Source organism: uncultured Algibacter sp. (assembly GCF_963976535.1).
In the GTDB taxonomy this organism is placed as follows: Bacteria; Bacteroidota; Bacteroidia; order Flavobacteriales; family Flavobacteriaceae; genus Algibacter_B.
This window is the reverse complement of the sequence record NZ_CAXBLF010000059.1, coordinates 1-18,452: the sequence shown is the minus strand read 5'-3', so window position 1 is coordinate 18,452 and position 18,452 is coordinate 1. Positions and strand designations below refer to the sequence as shown.

Sequence of the window (18,452 nt, the reverse complement as noted above, 5' to 3'; positions counted from 1 at the left end):
CGGCAACTCTCCTGTTTTGGCAAAATTGCCGCTTGAAAACTTAACGAAGTATTGTAAAAGTAAGCACGCTGTCAATAACCTGAAATTCAATAAATTCATGCAGATTTTCATCGGTTTCTACTTCAACATATGGGTTTTTGTCGTAAATAATTTCAACTTCAAAATCGGCATCCAAAGCGATGGTATGATAAGATTCTATATGGGTTGTTTGTATAGTAACATTTCTGTTGCCTTTAATTTTTTCAGCACTTTGAGCAATACAAAGTGAAGATGAGAGTAAAGCAAAAAAAAGAAAGGTTAGCGATTGTTTCATTTTGAAAAAGGATTAATTGTAAAATAGGTCGTAACGTGTTACTAATTAGACACATTGAATGGCACTTAGTCACTGACACCAAATAAACCTCAAAATAATCGATTAAATTAGTTTCTTTTTCCTTTAAAATTCAATATAAAATAAAACCGTAACTTAGGCTATGCTTATATTTTCTATATTATCTAAAGAAAATATAATTCAAATTTACTATCATTTATTTTGAAATTCATCGGGTATAACAAATATAAAACAAAAACCACTCCAAACTTTTGCTAAAGCTTGAAATGGTTTCAAAATCAGTTGGTTGTTATTTTTATTTTTGTTTTACGCTTCCAGAGCTACTATCGCTTTTATCAACATTTTTAGGATTGCCGTAATATTTGATGTCTCCGCCGCTTGATGCTCTAGCTGTTAGTTCTTTTGATGTGTTTACAGTAATATCTGCACCGCTAGAAGCTTTAACTTCACTAGATTCAGCCATTAAATCAGCAGCTTTTATATCACTTCCGCTTGTAGCTTCAGCAATTAATTTAGTTGTTTTTCCAGATAGTCTTAAATCACTCCCACTAGTAGATTTACAATTTAATACAGAGGTGTTTACATCAAGCTTCATGTCACTTCCGCTCGTAGATTTTAAATCTAAACGTTCTGTAACAATGGTATTTGTTGAATAGACGTCGCTTCCACTAGTAGAAATGATACTTGAAATATCTTTAAAACTGACATGTACTTTTTTTGATGTAGCTCTACCAATGTTTTCTTTAGTATGAATTTTTAAAACTCCATCTTCAACTTCGGTTAAAATAAGTTCTTGTAAATTCCCATCAGCTTCAACGCTTATACTTTCATGGTCACTTTGGGTTAGGTAAACGTCCAAACCTTCAGTTGCTTTAATAGCTGAGAAAGAGTCGTTAATAGTTCGGTCTTCAGTAATTACCTCGCCATTACCTCTAACACCAGAGTTAAGGTTCATGTCGAAATTGCACGAAAAAAGCGTTAAGCTTAATACTGTGGCTACAATAAATTTGATTAGTGTTGTCATGATTATTTGTTTTTCTTGTGCTGAATTAATTTCAGCATCTGTTAATAAATGATTGATTTTATTAGTTGTTCAAATATCTAATTATAACATGTGCTTTGATAATTTAAATATCTGAGTTGTTATATTTTAATGATGAATTGTTAGTGAAACCCAAAACTTAAAAGCGTAGCGTATTAAGTTTTGTTGGCTGTAACTCATCCCGATTTTATATCGGGATCTGTAATTGTTTTAATTTTCCGAATTTATTTCAACGCCATCAGAATTAATGTTCAGTTTTACATCATCTGATTCTGCTTTAATACCATTTTCATCTATTTTTAAACTGCCGTCTTCTGAATTAATTTCTATTCCATTGTTATTAATTTTTAGTTTTGGTATATTCACCTTTACTTTAAAATCTTCTTCAGGGCAGTCTAAGCATTCCACATCGTCATCAAGAATTTTTAAATAGTGGTTAGTATCGTCTCTAGACACTATATTACCATCGTATGTTCTATAATGTAAATTGTTCTTTGTACTGTTATTAAAATACGCAACAGTATTTTCGGGTAAATAAAGCACCACATCTACTTCCTGATCACTAAATTTATTTTCAGTACTTGTAGTTAAATAAGAATCTAACAATAAGGTGTTGTTTTTAAGTTCGAAATTATAATTTATATTTTTTGCCCGTTCTATGGCTTTTTCATAATCTCTACCATCAGCTCTTTTTTTAATGCCTATTCTAGCTATAGAATCTGTAGTAGATTTTACTACGATATCTATATTTGATGAATACAAAACTTTATCACCATTTTCGTTATGTGCTAGTTTAAAACTATTATGACGGTAATAATCAGAGCTAAAATTATCGTTACTCACCATTTTAATATTTAGTGTGTCATTAGCCATAATTGGTAGTTCCGTTTTTACCATAAAACTTTCTTCAAAAGCATGTTCGCTAGCTTGCCTTACACCAACAATGACTAATGATATAATGGATATAAGCCATAAGCCTAACAAAGTGAATTTAGCAATATTACCTATCGATTTTAAATTGTTAATTAAGATTTTTAACCCTAAATAAAACAGAAAAAAGAATGGTATGCCTACTGCGAAAAACGCTAATAATGATACGAGCCAGATTGGTGTTTCGCCAGCATTAGCAATCTCAACAAAATCTAAACCAGGTATGTGTATTATGTCTGCTACACCTAATGAAAACAGACCAATAATTAGCCCAATTAAAGCTACTGCACCTACAATTATAAGTAAAACACCTACGAATTTTGCAAACACCTTAAAGAAGAACATAATAACATCTCCAATGGTATCAAAAAAAGTTCTTGATGACGATTTTATAGAGTTAGCGCTTTTTTTTACATCAATATTTTTTGCTGCATTAGATACCGAGTCCGATACATTTTTTGCAACATCACCTACAGTCTCCGTTACCGTGTCAAACCCGTCTTTGATTTTTTTTTCAATGTTACTAATGTTAACAGGGTCTCCTGTCATCATTATTTTTTCAGCAGTAGTTTTAGCCTCAGGCACTAAAATCCAAAGTAGAATATAAAGTAAAAACCCTGTACCTGCTCCAAAAATTAAAAGGATCCAAGCTAATCTAATCCAAATGGCGTCAATACCAAAGTAATGCGATAATCCAGATGATACACCACCTATATAAGAGTTGTCCGTATCTCTAAATAATTTCTTAGAAGTGGAAGATTTGTTGTTGTAAGATGGTTGTGGTTCATCCTCAAAAATCTCGTCATCAACCAAGTAATCCTCAGGTTGCCCCATAATCGAGATCACCTCATCTACCTCTTTAATTCGTATAACTTGTTTGTTGTTTTGCACGCGCTCATTAAAAAGTTCAGAAATACGAGCTTCTATATCCGCTATAATTTCAGAACGCCCTTGCGAGTCTGTAAATGAACGTTTTATAGCCTCAAGATAGCGTTGCAATTTTAAGTACGCATCTTCATCTATATGAAAAAATATACCTGCTAAATTTATGTTGACTGTTTTATTCATTTTTTTGTTGTTTTTTGGCTTGTTACTAAAGTTACTGCATTGTGTAATTCACTCCAAGTGGTGTTCAATTCTTTTAAGAATAATTTCCCCGTTTCGGTTAAACCGTAATATTTTCTTGGTGGTCCAGAGGTCGATTCTTCCCATCTGTAATTTAAAAGTCCTGCGTTTTTAAGTCGCGTTAGTAGCGGGTAAATTGTCCCTTCTACAACTAGCAACTTGGCATCTTTTAAGGTGCCTAGAATTTCGGCAACATACGCATCTTCGTCTTTTAAGACCGAAAGTATGCAGAATTCCAAAACGCCTTTTCGCATTTGTGCTTTTGTGTTTTCTATCTTCATTGTGTCATTCGTTTAATGTTGTGAAACTGTTCATTTTTTGATTGATTTGATTGATTGTTATATTGATGAAATTTTTATTTTGTCACTTCGAGTGCCCCGAATTTAGTTCGGGATGTATCGAGAAGTTGGGCGTTACCACAAGGGTCGCGCTTTTCGTTACAAGTCCTCGCTCGTCCCGATAGCTATCGGGACTCGCTGTGGGCTTTCCACTGCAATCCCTAACGCAGGTATATTTGTTAACTATTGGGCTTCATAATTATATTTTTATCTTTTAAAGGTTTCAGTTTCCCCTCTAAAAAGAGGGGATTAAGGGGTGTGTTGTTGTTTATAGTTAAATTCAAAACTTATAAATTATTTTAAAAAGTTAATCGTTAAAGGGTACTTATATAATTTACCATCTCTCGCTTTTAAACTGGCAACAACTATTAAAGCCAATTCAATAATAAACCCAATTATTGCTATTATACCCAAAGCGCCACCAACATATAGCAGAGGAGACGGTTTACCTATATTGAAATGAAAGCTTTCAAATCCATGAAAATCTATAAAGTCAATACCATTAAATATTTTAAAAATAAAAAAGGGAATCGTTAGCGTTCCTAAAATTATTGCGTACAATAAAATGCTAATTTGAAAATTGATTATTTGCTTACCATGGCTATCTATAAATTCAGATTTATCTTTATTAGCAATCCATAATACTATAGGACCAATAAAGTTTCCAAACGGAATAAAAAACCTACTAAAGGTGGATAAATGAATAAATGTGGCGATGTTTTTTTGATGATTGTCTAGCATAATATTAAAACGTATAATAGTTTCTTATACAAATATATGTCTAAAAGAAGGTACTTTGTTACGCATAGTACTATAATTAACAAAATTTTAACATTTATAAGTATGAATTTATTTCATAACTTAGTAAAAAATATAATCTCTAAGAATGGCATTAACACCAAGAAAACTAAACACTTACACAATGTTCAAGCTGCCAGCGGCTTACTGGTGTGGTGTAAGAACAAAACATATTGATAATGAAAAATGTATAGTAGGCGTAAAGTACAAATGGATAAACCAAAACCCTTTTAAATCTATGTTTTGGGCAGTACAAGGTATGGCAGCAGAGTTTTCAACCGGTGCTTTAATGATAAGTAAAATACAAGAATCTGGTAAACGTGTTTCTATGTTGGTAACATCTAACAACGCCACATTTACCAAAAAAGCAACAGGTAAAATTAGATTTACTTGTAATGACGGAAAAGCGATTGATGACGTTCTTAATAAAGCGATTACAACAGGAGAAGGACAAACGATATGGATGCAATCTATAGGCACAAATGAAGAAGGTATAGAAGTTTCAACGTTTAATTTTGAATGGAGTGTGAAAGTGAAACAGTAGGCAGTTTGCAGTATGCAGTATTCAGTATTCAGTTGTTCACGTTAAAGGTTAAGATATTCAGTTTCATAAGAAAGAAATGCTGAATATTTAAGTTAACAGTGAGCCACGTAACACTTTGCGCCTTTGCGTCTTTGCGAGAAAATTAGGGATAGAGTGAGTAGCGCTTAGTGCCTTTGCGAGAAAATTATTTTTTTCTCAGCGCATCTCTGTGAAATCTCCGTGAAACTCTGTGAAATAACGTTTAAACCTTTTGGAATTTTAATTTTATTTGTAACAAAACCGAAAACAAATCAACATATAAACGAATCAACAAAAAACATAAAAAAATGACAGCACACGAAATTGACTATCGCATCTACGGCGAAGAAATGCAATACGTAGAAATTGAACTAGACCCACAAGAAGGCGTTGTAGCCGAAGCAGGAAGTTTTATGATGATGGACGATGGAATTACTATGGAAACTATATTTGGTGATGGCTCTCAAAAAGATTCTGGTTTTTTAGGAAAGATTTTTGGCGCTGGAAAGAGAATCCTAACAGGAGAAAGTTTATTTATGACCGCATTTTATAATGACTTAACAGGAAAGCGCAATGTATCATTTGCATCACCATATCCAGGGAAAATTATCCCAATAGATTTAACACGTTTTGGAGGTAAATTTATTTGTCAAAAAGATGCTTTCTTATGTGCAGCCAAGGGTGTGAGTATTGGTATTGAGTTTTCTAAAAAATTAGGTCGCGGTCTTTTTGGAGGTGAAGGTTTCATTATGCAAAAGCTTGAAGGTGATGGTATGGCATTTGTGCATGCCGGAGGAACCATGGCTATGAAGGAACTTAAAGCAGGAGAAACTTTAAAAGTAGATACAGGATGTATTGTAGGTTTCGATCAATCTGTAGATTATGATATAGAATTTGTAGGAGGTATAAAAAACACCGTATTTGGTGGCGAAGGTTTATTCTTTGCTAAACTTCAAGGTCCAGGAACCGTATTTATACAGTCGTTACCATTTAGTAGATTGGCTGGTCGTGTTTTAGCTAGTGCTCCAAGAGGCGGTGGAAAAGATAAAGGAGAAGGTAGTATTCTTGGTGGTTTAGGCGATTTATTGGATGGTGATAATAGGTTTTAAAATGTTAATTTTACTTAAAGTTGTCAAACTTGGATAATTTTTGACTAAATTTATAGTTGTATAATAAACAAGCCTATAAAAAAAATCTACTATTTATTTAAACCTAAAACCTTAACAGAAAACCATGGCAAGAGCAATGCTAGAGTATACCAAAACTGTACTAAAAAAAGTTAGTTTTGACACAACGTTGTTTTGCAAAGAAGTACAAAAGGCATTACAAAGATTATTGCCTTATGAGATTGAAGAGCTTAAAATTTTTATTCATTCTCTTGTACAGCAAAACCCAGAATTAAATCAATGTTTAATTTATTTAAAACCATAACAACGAGGCTGTCTGAAAAATTTTTCGAGTTGTCAGTTTGAGCGCAGTCGAAAACGTTATAATCTTGATTTCCAATGCATTTCGACTGCGCTCAATGTGACAATTTACTCCAAAATTGATTTTTCAGACAGCCTTTTTTAGTATTTGCTATTTTACTAACGGGCTTATGATTTTCACATTCTGAAAGGCAATTGCACCTCTTATAATTCCGGATATAACATCTTGTAAAGCTTCAATTATTTGCATTTTTAATTCACTTTTATGATAAATGATACTCACTTCTCTTGCTGGAGAAGGCTCGTTAAAATAATGCAAATTTTCTTTTTCTTTGTCATTAACATCTAAGGTGTGTAAGTAAGGAAGTAGAGTCATCCCTAAACCTTCATTTGATAATTTTATTAGCGTTTCAATACTTCCGCTTTCTAATTGAAATTGATCATCAGAATGGCTTTTAAAAGCTTTACATAAATTGATGACACCATCTCTAAAACAATGCCCGTCTTCTAATAATAACATATCGTTAATATCTAATTCTGATACATCTATTTTTTTGTTATTATGTAATCGATGCCCTTTGGGTATATAGCTTACAAAAGGCTCAAAATATAGCACACGTTCTTTAATGTTTTCGTCTTCTAAAGGTGTAGCAGCTATAGCAGCATCTAAATGGCCATCTTTAATTCTAGTAATAATTTCTTCAGTGGTTAACTCTTCTATTATAAGCTTAACTTTTGGATGCTTTTTTATAAAGCTCTTTAAAAACATAGGGAGTAGAGTTGGCATAACAGTAGGTATAATACCTAACTTGAACTCACCACCAATAAAGCCTTTTTGTTGATCTACAATATCTTGAATTCGGTAAGATTCGTTTACAATATTTCTGGCTTGGGTAACTATCTTTTTACCAATATTGGTAAGTTCAATAGGTTTTTTACTTCTATCAAAAATCTGAACATCCAATTGGTCTTCAAGTTTTTGAATTTGCATGCTTAAAGTGGGTTGCGTAACAAAGCATTTTGCAGCAGCTTTTGTGAAATTCTGGTTTTCGGCTACTGCCAAAACATAATATAATTGCGTAATAGTCATGGTTATCAATTTAGGCTATAAAAATATAAAAACTATCAATAAAATTTATAGAAACACCTGTTAATTATAAATTAAATTTGTGGTAATAAATAAATAAAAGATATGATAACATTAAATAGTATTGGGTTAGACACCAACAGAACAAAAGATTTAGTGAGCGATTTAAACAATCTATTAGCTAATTTTCAAATATATTATCAAAATTTGAGAGGTATTCATTGGAATATTAAAGGGAAACGTTTCTTTGATTTACATGTGAAGTTTGAAGAATTATATACGGATGCAAATCTTAAAGTAGATGAGGTTGCAGAGCGTATCCTAACTTTAGGAGAAACGCCATTACATACGTTTGAAGATTATTCAGTAAAAGCGCAAGTACCTGTTGGTAAGAATATTTCTCAAGATGATAAAGCAGTTCGATTAATTGTAGATTCTCTTACTGAACTTTTGAAAATAGAAAGACAAATATTAGATAAATCTGGCGATGCCAATGATGAAGGTACAAATGCTATGATGAGTGGTTTTATTACCGAGCAAGAAAAAACAGTTTGGATGATGAAAGCTTGGTTGAATGAAACCGTCTAAAATAAAAAGTTTTATATAATTTACAATTAGTTTTAAAAAGAGGCTGTCTGAAAAGTCTATTTTGGAGTAAATTGTCACATTGAGCGCAGTCGAAATGCATTGAAAATCAAGATTATAATGTTTTCGACTTACTTCGTAAGCTACCTTCGTTCAAAATACATTTTGACCTAGTTAATACTCAAACTGACAACTGAAAAAACTTTTCAGACAGCCTCTTTTTCAGTTTATTCTTTTTCAGAATATAATTTTTAAATCTAAATCTTCTTCCTTTAATTCAAATTTAGCTGTTGCATATTGTGGAGGTCCATAGCTCATAGGGTTATTAGACATGCCGTAAGACTCTTTAGGCATTCCGTTTTCTTGAAAATCCATTCTTCTGTTTTCGTTTTCATCGTGTAATGCCATAATTGCATAAGTTCCAGGTTCTATATTTTCAAAAGTCACTGTTATTTTCCCATCAATAATGTCGCTCTCTGCGCTTACAATCCCTTGACCTTTCATAAAAGTGTCTTCGGTATGAAGCCCTAAAACAACTTTACCATTATTATTTACTATATGTTCTATAGTTACCGTTATGTTTCTTAAGGTTTTGCTGTCTTGTGAATTACTGAAATTTACTGATAATACTAGTACGATGATTAATGTTAGTGTCTTCATGATATCTGGTTTTATTTGTTTAACAATTCAAATATCTAACACTAATTAAGGTTTTAATAATTGTTTTTACCGAACTGTGATTTTTATATGATGAATTGTGATTTACTCAGCTACAAAATTTTGATCTCTATTTAATTGATTACTTGACTTTGTAAAAAAAATTAGCTAACTTCGTTTAACGTCGGATATAAAACATTAAAACGATTTTATATCCGCGAAACAGTTATTAGCAAGCAAAACATAATCCATGAAAATAAACGACTTTAGACTCGAACGGTATTTTGCTCAACATGAGTTTACCGCAAAATATTTACTGTCTAGTTCTGATTGTGATGGCTATGAATTGAATTATGTTCTAGAAAACGCTTCTATAGAAGAGTTGAAATTATGGGAGAATTTAAAACTAGGCTATACCGAAAGTGAAGGAATTCCTCTTTTAAGAGAAGCTATTCTTCGGCATTACAAAATAACTTCAATAAAAAACGTAGTTGTAGCAACACCTGGAGAACTTAACTTTATAAGTATGAACGTTTTGTTAGGTTCAACAGACCATGCTATAACAATTGCCCCATGTTATCAATCTTTGTCGGAAGTTGTTAAATCTATCAACTGCGAACTTTCGTATTGGAAACCCAGTAAAAATGATTGGATTTTTAACACGGAAGACTTAGAAAAACTAATTCAGAAAAACACCAAATTAATTATTTTGAATTTCCCACATAATCCTACTGGGAGTTACTTAACCAAAAGTCAATTAAACGAAATAGTCGCCATTGCCAGAAAGCATGATATATATATATTTTCAGATGAAATGTATCATAAGTTAATCATCGATGATGTTGAAGAATTACCGCCTATTTGTGATGTTTATGAAAAAGGGATTAGTCTTTGGGGAACTTCAAAAACTTTTGGATTAGCAGGTTTACGAACAGGTTGGTTGGTGTGTGAAGATCAATCTTTTCTAAAAAGAATTGTAGCTTTTAAAGATTACCTAAGTATTTGTAATAGTGCACCTAGCGAGATTCTGACTATCATGGCATTGAATAATATGAATTTATTTTTAGAACCAAATCTCAAAAAGATTAATAAAAACATTTTCATTTTTAACGAGTTTGTTAAAAAACAAGAAGTCATCACTAGCTTCACACCTCCAAAAGCAGGCTCAACCTCTTTTATTCAACTCAACATCAATAGCTCTTCTTTACAATTTAGTAGCCAATTAGTTAAAGAAACAGGAATTATGACAGTTCCCGCCGAAATGTTCGAATACGAAGGTGAATATATTAGAGTTGGGTTTGGGAGAGCTAATTTTCCTGAAATCTTAGAGGTATTTGACGGTTACTTGAAAGAGATGAAGCCAGCCCATAATAATAAGTAATAGCGGTTTAAGTGATAAAATGAAAACATAAACATAGGTGAGTGCAACCAAAAGGCTTGTATGTAGAATTCCGCTACTACTTATACACGAAACCGTTAAACGAACCTCTCCAAAAAAAACTTCAACTTCACAACTTAAAAAAAAATGATAGCAAGTAAATGTGTTAGGGATTTCAGTGTGAATTAGTAGTTACCGCTAAGTTTTGCTTAGTGGCGTTACATTTGTTTAGAACTATAAATTAACAGATTGCCACCTCGCTTACTCCTCGCAATGACGTTTTGTTAGCTATTATAAGTCACTCTTAGCTTCCGTAACGTTATGGAAGGTTGGCGAATTCTCGGTAATTCTTCCTGCTCCTTTTTTATTAACTTTGAAAGTAACATCCTTTGTTGTGGTAAATAAAAGTACAGATGAAAAAGACGTTCTGAGATATGGTTTTAAAAACACAAAGGCTTCATCTAAAGTTAGCTCGCTTTCCTCATCTTCGGTCTCTCTGGATTGGTAACGTAATTTTACTAAAACTTTTTTTGAATTGTCTTTAGAAGTCAATGGTCTAACAAATATATTTTTCAAGTCTGGCTTACCAATGGTTTTTGCCATAGTTAATTTGGCAAAACGACCTTCTTGGTAACTCTCTTTTACTTGTTCCCAGAATAGAACAAACACTTCTTGATATGGCATAAACTAAGGATTGATGATACACTATTTTGACACTTCAAAAATAACACTAATAATTTAGAACCTATTCGAATCGTAGCTATACGTTAAGCAAATATTTCCAAAAACAAATCAGCTTTATTTAAAACCATAAGCTAGCAAATAGATGGTTAGGGATTAAACGGCATGTTTGAGCTCGCCGACGATAGGAGGAAGCGAGTAGTGAAAGCCCGATCTCCCGTCCCGATAGCTATCGGGAGCTATCGGGAGTGGAACGCCAATATTAAAGTAATCCTCTAGCCTTAATTTCAAGATACTTATTAATGGTATCAATAGTTAAATGCTCTGGAGTTGTGAGAATAGAATAGATACCGTATTTTTTTAATTCGTTGACTATAAGTCGTTTTTCGAATGCGAATTTTTCTGCAATGACCTTATCGTACACTTGCGTAATGGTTTCTGCTTTATTATTAATTAGACTATTTAGTTCGGTGTTTTTAAAGAAGATAACCACGAGTAAATGGCTTTTAGCAATAGCTTTTAAATAAGGGAGTTGGCGCTCCAAACTATCTAAAGTTTCAAAATTAGTGTACATTAAAATAAGACTTCGGTGGGTAATATGCCTTTTTATACTAGCATATAATCTGCTAAAATCACTTTCAAAAAAATCTGTTTTTACATTGTAAAGCGCTTCTAAAATAAGCTGCATTTGCGAGCTTCGTCTTTGAGCAACTACAACGTTATCAATACGTTTTGAAAACGATAACATACCCGCTTTGTCATGTTTTTTTAAAACCACATTGCTAATTACAAGGGCAGAGTTAATGGCGTAATCTAAAAGGCTTAAACCATCAAAAGGCATTTTCATGATGCGCCCTTTATCAATGATGGAATACACAGGTTGCGATTTTTCATCTTGAAACTGATTGACCATCAACTGGTTTTTCTTAGCCGTGGCTTTCCAGTTTATGGTTCGTAAATCATCACCTATAACATAATCCTTTATTTGTTCAAATTCCATGGAATGTCCAAGGCGTCTTACTTTTTTAAGCCCGTATTCTAACGAATTTTGATTAATGTTAAGTAGTTCGAACTTCTTTAATTGTTTGAAGCCTGGGTAGGTTGGTACCACGGCACCGTTTTCAAAAGTGAACCGTTTTGCAACAATATTTAAGATAGATGATACGTAAACATTTAAATTCCCAAAATAGTATTCGCCACGTTCGGTAGGTTTTAAATCGTATTGAATAGATCTTGTTTTGCGAGGTGTAATAGATTCTTTAATTTTGAAATCACGCACTTGAAATTGCTCTGGTATTTCATCAATAATTTCTAAATGAATTGTGAAGGGGTAATTGTTATTTATCTCAAGTTTTATTTGATTTTTATCACCATTTGAAAATTTATCAGGTAATATTCTAGTAGCACTAATTTTATTTTTTCCAACGAAAACAATTAGAAAGTCTAAAAAGAAAAGTAGTATTAAAACTAAAATTGAAAGTTGAGCAATATTAAAAAGTATAGGTATAAAATAACTTAAAGCAAACAAAACTATAATGCCAATGCCAGCATAGAAAAAACGGGGTTGTATGTAGAATGGTTTGAAAATTTTCAAAGTGGAGTTATTGATTTTAAGTTTTTATGCTGAGATTCGCAGAGAAACGCAGAATTTCAGAGAGACTTTTTTGAATCTCATTTTTTCTTTGTGTATCTCTGTGAAACCTCTGTGCATCTCTGTGGTATAATTTTTTAACGCGGAATCTCCACCGTTTCAATAATCTGTTGAATTATTTGTTTACTAGAAACCCCTTCCATTTCACGTTCTGGCGTAACAATAACTCTATGATGTAATACAGGAATAGCAGCACGTTTAATGTCTTCAGGTGTTACAAAATCACGACCGTTCATGGCAGCAAAGGCTTTACTCGATTTTAAAATTGCTATCGATGCTCTTGGGGAAGCTCCTAAATACAAGAATTGATTGCTTCTAGTTGCTACAATTAATTGCGCAATGTATTTTAGTAAATGTTCTTCAACCAAAACTTGAGTTACTAAATTTTGATACTCAGAGATTTGTTTGGCCGTTAAAAAAGATTCCACTTCATCTATTTTAACTTTGTCTTTCAGCACGTGTTCTCTAGACAATATTTCTATTTCCTCATCTAAATTTGGATAATCAACTTCTATTTTAAATAGAAATCTATCCAATTGTGCTTCGGGTAATCTATAGGTGCCTTCTTGTTCTATAGGATTTTGTGTTGCCAAAACCATGAAAGGAGAATCTAGTATGAATTTATTACCATCAATGGTTATTTGTTGTTCTTCCATCACTTCAAACAAAGCAGCTTGTGTTTTTGCAGGTGCTCTATTAATCTCATCAATAAGAATCATGTTTGAGAAAATAGGCCCTTTTTTAAACTCAAACTCAGAGTCTTTCAAATTGAAAACGGATGTTCCTAAAATATCACTAGGCATTAAGTCAGGTGTGAATTGTATTCTGCTAAAACCTACACTTAAAGATTTGGCTAATAGTTTTGCGGTAATGGTTTTTGCAACTCCAGGAACCCCTTCAATTAACGAATGTCCTTTAGCTAAAAGCGAAGCGATCAACATATCTACCATATCTTTTTGCCCAACAATAACTTTACCAACCTCTTGCTTTATTTTTTCGACGCTCTGTTGGAGTTCAGATAGGTCTAATCGGTTTTGAAATTTTAAATCGTTGGTATCGTTTAAAGCGCCATCATCATTTAATGACACCACGTTTTCTGGTTTTATTGATTCGCCTTGAGGATCTTGTGGTGCGTTGTTTTCGTCCATAATTATTTTTTATAAAATGCTTCAATATGTCTGTTGAGTTTTATCAAATTTTCTTCAAAAAACTCTTTTTTAGATTTCATTAAGTTAATATAGTTTACTAGCTTTTTTATATCTTCTTTTTTCTTTCCCGACTTAGAAGCCAATTTTTCTATGAATGCTTCGTCTAAAATGTCGGTATTTAAATTTAAATCGTGTCTTATTTTCTCTAAAAAGTATTTTATTTTTTTATCAACAAGGTTTTTGTGATCTTTAGTATCAAAATATAAATTAGATACCGTTTTAACAAAAGCTACTGTGGTGTTTTGTAAAGGATTGATAATTTTTATAATACGCTGTCTTCGTTTGGCATTAAAAATCATGAATAGAATACCAAAAATTATGGCGGTATACCAAGCCCATTTAAAAGATAATTGCTCAAGAAACCAACCCAAGTTAGATTCCTTGTTAACATCGCCATCATAACCAGTTTGGATTTTGCTGTAAGAATCAAAATAAATATCATTATCAGGTAGATACGATAAAACACTTTCAACATATTTATATCTATCTTCTTTTAAAAGATGATAGTTGGTAAAGACTTTAGGTTCGAGATGTAAAAAAACGTTTCCTTCACCAAAATGTACTTGTAAAAAATTAACGTGTTTGTAATCTATTTTTGAATGCCCTAAAACCGTATGATTTAAAGAATCGAATTCTGAAAAATATTGATCACTTGCATTTTTGTCAAGCATTATGTCATCAATATTAAGATGCTTCAACGATAAATGTGAAATACTGTCTTTTTCATTTTCAATATAATTCACACTCACATCGAGCGTATCATGAAATTTTTGAGGAAAGTAATAATCTGAAATAAATAAGGTGTTTCCAGCATTAACAAAGTTGAGTAATTGATCAATAGAATCATCTTCCAAATAATCAGAATTTCCTATAATTATAAAACTCCCTTCGGCCACATGCTCACCATATCCATCTTCGGAATTCGCACTTAAATAACTAGCGGGTTGATGATAAACGGTTCTAACTTTGTGGTCTTTAAAAAGGTTTGGTAATTCTTTATAAAGCACGCTAACACCATAAGGTTTGTTGCTTTTTTCATCAAAAGATTCTTCCCAATCTACAGTTTTGGTGTGCTTTATACCAATTGCAATTGCCGCAGTAACTATAAGTACAACAAGAATTATAAGTACAGGTATAATCTTCTTCATCATTATTTTACCTGATTTAAGAAGCTTGAAAAATTACTTTTCGCTTTGTCATACTTGTCTGTATTTAAAGGGAATTCGCCATACCAAATGTAATTATAAAGGTAAGACGTATATGCGAAATCTTTACTAAACGATTTATCGCTAACTTCATTTAAATATTCATTATTAGTTTTGTCATCTTCAAATTTTATATGATTTTTTAAACTTAATGTTTTTAAAACGAGTAGATAATAATAGCGAATGGCGAGTCTGTAATCATTATCATTTTCGGCGTTTTTTATTAGAATTTGAATATCGGTATTTTCAATGTTTTCAGCAGTTATTTCTTCGTAAGTGTTAATCTTTTTATTTCTGTTAGAAGAGAATAAACCGGTGCCTCCTTCATTAAGTAATATGTAAACTAAATAAATCACAGCAAGCACTATTGCCAAATAAAATAGCCAACTTAAAGGTCCAAGATTCATGCTAAAACTATCCGAATTATTTCGTTCTTTCCTAAGTTTTTCAGCTTTTTTATAGTCGTCATAATTACCTGAACCAGCTGGTGTTTCTGTAACTATTTCTGTGCCTTTATAGTTGAATTTATCACTGTTGTAGCGGTCTTTAAAATCAGCGTCAAATGTTCTGATGCTTTCAGGTGTTTGTATTGGATTTAATCCAAATGATACTTGAAAAGTACAAGCCACTAAGAATGTAAAAGTGAGTATATGTAGGTGCTTAATTTTCAAATATGCGTCGGACTTAAAATTGGAGTTTGAGTAATTTGTTTTTGAACTTTAAAAGGATAAATCAAATAATAATAACTAATAATGCCAAGTGTGATGAGAATGATAGCAACCGATAACCAATGTGGCATAATATTAGAATAACGGGTAATAAAACCTTCTAAAAAGCCAGCTGCAAATGTGAATGGAAACGTACTAATTAAAATTTTAATCCCTGTTTTTGCGCCGATTTTAAAAGATGTATATCTGGAATGTGTAGCAGGAAACAAAATACTAGCACCAAGTATTAAACCTGCAGCACATTCAATAACTATGGCGAAAATTTCCATTGCACCATGTATCCAAATACCTCTTATGCTTTCCCAAAACACGCCTTTTTCATAAAAGAAATATTGAAAAGACCCTAACATAATGCAGTTGTTAAACATAATGTAAAGTGTGCCAATACCTAAGAATACACCCAAGACAAAAGCTATAATACCAACACGTAAATTATTAATAGTTATTCCAATAAAACTCCCCCAGTTACTTCCGCTTTTATATACGGCTACAGGATCTCCCGCTTCAATATTTTCTAAGGACATATTTACATAATCATCACCCAATACAGAACGTACAAATTCACCATCATTAGCAGCAGAAATAGCACCAATAAAAGTAAAAGCAGCAAATATGATAAAAGCAATGTGAATGAACTTTCTGTATTGATAGCAAATTAAAGGGACTTCAGTTTTCCAAAATGAAACAATTCTATTCGTATCTGTACTTTTAGTTTTATAAATTTTTTGATAGGCGTTTGCAGACAATTGATTTAGATACGCAATAACCTTACTTTTAGGGTAGTAAGTTTGGGCATAGGCTAAATCGTTTATAACGTGAATGTATTGTGAGGCGAGTTCGTCAGGATTATCAAAATCATTATTAACGATTGCTTTTTCAAAACTCAACCATTTTTCCTTATTTTGCTTGATAAATGCAACTTCCCTCATATATTTGATAAATTAATATATAAAATGTCAGAGTTACAAATTAACACGACTCAAAATGTAAAAATAACGTTCAATGCAGCTGGAGCAGGGGAGCGATTACTTGCGTTTATTATTGATATGGCCATTAAGATTGGCTATATGCTGGTTTTAAATTGGGCTTTTGGAGCGTTTGATAACATGGACCAATGGTCGCAAATAGCTATAAACACAGTGCTTAGTTTTCCGGTTATGTTTTATACTTTGGTGTTAGAGTCTGTTTTACAAGGGCAAACTATTGGTAAACGCGCCTTAAAAATTAGAGTTGTAAAAATTGATGGTTACCAAGCCTCGTTTTCTGATTATGTAGTGCGATGGTTTTTTAGGATTGTAGATATCTACATATTTGGTCTTGGTTTTTTCGTTATGTTATTCAATAAAAAAACACAGCGTATTGGTGATATGGCAGCAGGAACAGCAGTTATTGGGTTAAAAGATAACGTGAATATCAGTCATACTATTCTCGAAAATTTAAAAGAGAATTACATGCCTACATATCCAAATGTAATTAAACTATCAGATAATGATGCTAGAATTATTAAGGAGACCTTTAGTGCTGCAAGAACATCAAAAGACTATCAAACATTAATTAAACTCCGCAACAAAATCATTGAAGTGGTTGGCATAAAGCATGTAAAACAAAGCACCGATATGGAGTTTATTGATGTTATTTTAAAAGATTATAATTTTTATACTCAGAGTATGTGAGTAGAGAGCCGCTTTTTCTATTTCAGAAAAAGCGAGCGAATCACTCATCCCGAGCGCAGACTCGGGGTCTTGTTTGAAACACGTTGATTTTTTATCGGCATCTGTTGAAAACGAATTATTAATAATAGTTATTACTGTTTGCGTTAGGGATTGCAGTGGAAAGCCCACAGCCCGACGTAGGAGGAGCGAGGACTTGCAACGGAAAGCCCGACCCTTGTGGTAACGCCCTAAAAATAAATAGAAACAAAATTTTAATATCAATTAGAAAGTAATGTTTTACACCATAGATATTTTAGGAACTATCGCTTTTGCTATTTCTGGCGTTTTAATAGCTATATACAAGAAGATGGATTTATTCGGAATTCTAATTATAGCTTTTGTTACCGCTGTTGGTGGTGGTACCTTACGCGATTTGCTCATAGGTAGTACACCTGTTAGTTGGATGAAGGATATCACATATACTTACGTTATTTTAGGGTCTGCTATACTCGCCATTATTTTTAGAAGTAAAATAAATTATTTAAGAACCTCGTTGTTTTTGTTTGATACTATAGGTATTGGGCTCTATACACTTGTAGGCATTGAAAAAGGTTTGAATGCAGGACTTCATCCTATTATTAGTATTGCTTTAGGAACTATAACTGCTAGTTTTGGCGGTGTTATTCGTGATATTTTGTGTAATGAAATCCCGGTTATTTTTAGAAAAGAAATTTATGCCACGGCTTGTATTTTAGGAGGTATTACCTATTTTGTTTTGCGAGAATTCCCAATAAAAGACGATTTTGTTTTTGTGATTGCAGGAATTGTGGTTATTGCAGTTAGGTTACTTGCCGTAAAGTTTAAAATTGCACTACCAACTATTTATTCAGAAAATGATTAGTTTACGGTCTCGGTCTCGGTCTCAGTCTCAGTCTCAGTCTCAGTTTTCAGTTAACATAACCATCTAGCTTTGCGCCTTCGCGTCTTTGCGAGACATCTGTCTCCCGTAAATCGTCTTCTGTCATTTTTTCAATCAATAATCTCAACATTTCGAATAAAAATATTTT

Annotated in this window: 20 protein-coding genes; 7 read left to right on the top strand and 13 right to left on the bottom strand. The window is 32.5% G+C overall.

The window, feature by feature from the left end:
- Window positions 1-40: 40 nt before the first annotated feature.
- The 5 genes from AAC024_RS13365 to AAC024_RS13345 all read right to left on the bottom strand — a co-directional run bounded on the left by AAC024_RS13365 (window position 41) and on the right by AAC024_RS13345 (window position 4,507).
- Window positions 41-313 (bottom strand): hypothetical protein, encoded by a 273-nt coding sequence (locus AAC024_RS13365; protein ID WP_339895985.1) that lies wholly within the window; start codon window positions 311-313, stop codon window positions 41-43.
- Window positions 314-626: 313 nt separating this feature from the next.
- Window positions 627-1,355, bottom strand: coding sequence for a head GIN domain-containing protein (locus AAC024_RS13360; protein WP_339895984.1), 729 nt, complete (start codon window positions 1,353-1,355; stop codon window positions 627-629).
- A 228-nt stretch (window positions 1,356-1,583) separates the two neighbouring features.
- Window positions 1,584-3,371 (bottom strand): PspC domain-containing protein, encoded by a 1,788-nt coding sequence (locus AAC024_RS13355; protein WP_339895983.1) that lies wholly within the window; start codon window positions 3,369-3,371, stop codon window positions 1,584-1,586.
- Window positions 3,368-3,709 (bottom strand): PadR family transcriptional regulator, encoded by a 342-nt coding sequence (locus tag AAC024_RS13350; protein ID WP_339895982.1) that lies wholly within the window; start codon window positions 3,707-3,709, stop codon window positions 3,368-3,370. The genes AAC024_RS13355 and AAC024_RS13350 overlap by 4 nt, the downstream gene beginning before the upstream one ends.
- 351 nt (window positions 3,710-4,060) lie before the next feature.
- A complete protein-coding gene (locus AAC024_RS13345; protein WP_339895981.1) occupies window positions 4,061-4,507 on the bottom strand; it encodes a DUF4870 domain-containing protein in 447 nt (148 codons plus the stop codon).
- A 145-nt stretch (window positions 4,508-4,652) separates the two neighbouring features.
- Here AAC024_RS13345 and AAC024_RS13340 point away from each other — a divergent pair, with 145 nt between their 5' ends.
- The 3 genes from AAC024_RS13340 (at window position 4,653) to AAC024_RS13330 (ending at window position 6,557) form a co-directional block, all read left to right on the top strand.
- A complete protein-coding gene (locus AAC024_RS13340) occupies window positions 4,653-5,108 on the top strand; it encodes a DUF4442 domain-containing protein (RefSeq protein ID WP_339895980.1) in 456 nt (151 codons plus the stop codon).
- Window positions 5,109-5,434: 326 nt separating this feature from the next.
- On the top strand, window positions 5,435-6,235 hold the full coding sequence (locus AAC024_RS13335) for a TIGR00266 family protein (protein WP_339895979.1): 801 nt from the start codon (window positions 5,435-5,437) through the stop codon (window positions 6,233-6,235).
- Between the two features lie 124 nt (window positions 6,236-6,359).
- Complete coding sequence (locus tag AAC024_RS13330; protein WP_339895978.1) at window positions 6,360-6,557, top strand: hypothetical protein; 198 nt, start codon at window positions 6,360-6,362, stop codon at window positions 6,555-6,557.
- 147 nt (window positions 6,558-6,704) lie between these two features.
- On the opposite strand, the gene AAC024_RS13325 is transcribed toward AAC024_RS13330, so the two are convergent.
- Window positions 6,705-7,643 carry a hydrogen peroxide-inducible genes activator gene (locus AAC024_RS13325; RefSeq protein ID WP_339895977.1) on the bottom strand — a complete coding sequence of 313 codons (939 nt, stop codon included), beginning with the start codon at window positions 7,641-7,643 and terminating at the stop codon, window positions 6,705-6,707.
- Window positions 7,644-7,748: 105 nt separating this feature from the next.
- Between AAC024_RS13325 and AAC024_RS13320 the strand changes: the two genes are divergently transcribed.
- A complete protein-coding gene (locus AAC024_RS13320) occupies window positions 7,749-8,228 on the top strand; it encodes a Dps family protein (protein ID WP_339895987.1) in 480 nt (159 codons plus the stop codon).
- Between the two features lie 234 nt (window positions 8,229-8,462).
- Here AAC024_RS13320 and AAC024_RS13315 read toward each other — a convergent pair whose 3' ends face one another.
- A complete protein-coding gene (locus AAC024_RS13315; protein ID WP_339895976.1) occupies window positions 8,463-8,885 on the bottom strand; it encodes a DUF2141 domain-containing protein in 423 nt (140 codons plus the stop codon).
- A 247-nt stretch (window positions 8,886-9,132) separates the two neighbouring features.
- Between AAC024_RS13315 and AAC024_RS13310 the strand changes: the two genes are divergently transcribed.
- Window positions 9,133-10,263 (top strand): aminotransferase class I/II-fold pyridoxal phosphate-dependent enzyme, encoded by a 1,131-nt coding sequence (locus AAC024_RS13310; protein WP_339895975.1) that lies wholly within the window; start codon window positions 9,133-9,135, stop codon window positions 10,261-10,263.
- A 288-nt stretch (window positions 10,264-10,551) separates the two neighbouring features.
- Here AAC024_RS13310 and AAC024_RS13305 read toward each other — a convergent pair whose 3' ends face one another.
- The 6 genes from AAC024_RS13305 to AAC024_RS13280 all read right to left on the bottom strand — a co-directional run bounded on the left by AAC024_RS13305 (window position 10,552) and on the right by AAC024_RS13280 (window position 16,662).
- Window positions 10,552-10,944 (bottom strand): hypothetical protein, encoded by a 393-nt coding sequence (locus AAC024_RS13305; RefSeq protein WP_339895974.1) that lies wholly within the window; start codon window positions 10,942-10,944, stop codon window positions 10,552-10,554.
- A 259-nt stretch (window positions 10,945-11,203) separates the two neighbouring features.
- Window positions 11,204-12,529 (bottom strand): DUF58 domain-containing protein, encoded by a 1,326-nt coding sequence (locus AAC024_RS13300; protein ID WP_339895986.1) that lies wholly within the window; start codon window positions 12,527-12,529, stop codon window positions 11,204-11,206.
- 140 nt (window positions 12,530-12,669) lie between these two features.
- Window positions 12,670-13,740 (bottom strand): MoxR family ATPase, encoded by a 1,071-nt coding sequence (locus AAC024_RS13295; RefSeq protein WP_339895973.1) that lies wholly within the window; start codon window positions 13,738-13,740, stop codon window positions 12,670-12,672.
- A 2-nt stretch (window positions 13,741-13,742) separates the two neighbouring features.
- The gene (locus AAC024_RS13290) at window positions 13,743-14,951 is read right to left on the bottom strand and encodes a DUF4350 domain-containing protein (protein WP_339895972.1); all 1,209 of its coding nucleotides are present in this window, start codon (window positions 14,949-14,951) and stop codon (window positions 13,743-13,745) included.
- Window positions 14,951-15,676, bottom strand: coding sequence for a hypothetical protein (locus AAC024_RS13285; RefSeq protein WP_339895971.1), 726 nt, complete (start codon window positions 15,674-15,676; stop codon window positions 14,951-14,953). Before AAC024_RS13285 ends, AAC024_RS13290 begins: the two co-directional genes overlap by 1 nt.
- Window positions 15,673-16,662 carry a stage II sporulation protein M gene (locus AAC024_RS13280; RefSeq protein WP_339895970.1) on the bottom strand — a complete coding sequence of 330 codons (990 nt, stop codon included), beginning with the start codon at window positions 16,660-16,662 and terminating at the stop codon, window positions 15,673-15,675. The genes AAC024_RS13285 and AAC024_RS13280 overlap by 4 nt, the downstream gene beginning before the upstream one ends.
- 24 nt (window positions 16,663-16,686) lie before the next feature.
- Between AAC024_RS13280 and AAC024_RS13275 the strand changes: the two genes are divergently transcribed.
- Together AAC024_RS13275 and AAC024_RS13270 are read left to right on the top strand one after the other, a co-directional pair.
- Entirely contained in the window at window positions 16,687-17,406 is a 720-nt protein-coding gene (locus AAC024_RS13275; protein WP_339895969.1) for an RDD family protein, read from the top strand.
- A 271-nt stretch (window positions 17,407-17,677) separates the two neighbouring features.
- On the top strand, window positions 17,678-18,286 hold the full coding sequence (locus AAC024_RS13270) for a trimeric intracellular cation channel family protein (RefSeq protein ID WP_339895968.1): 609 nt from the start codon (window positions 17,678-17,680) through the stop codon (window positions 18,284-18,286).
- The last annotated feature ends 166 nt before the right edge of the window (window positions 18,287-18,452 follow it).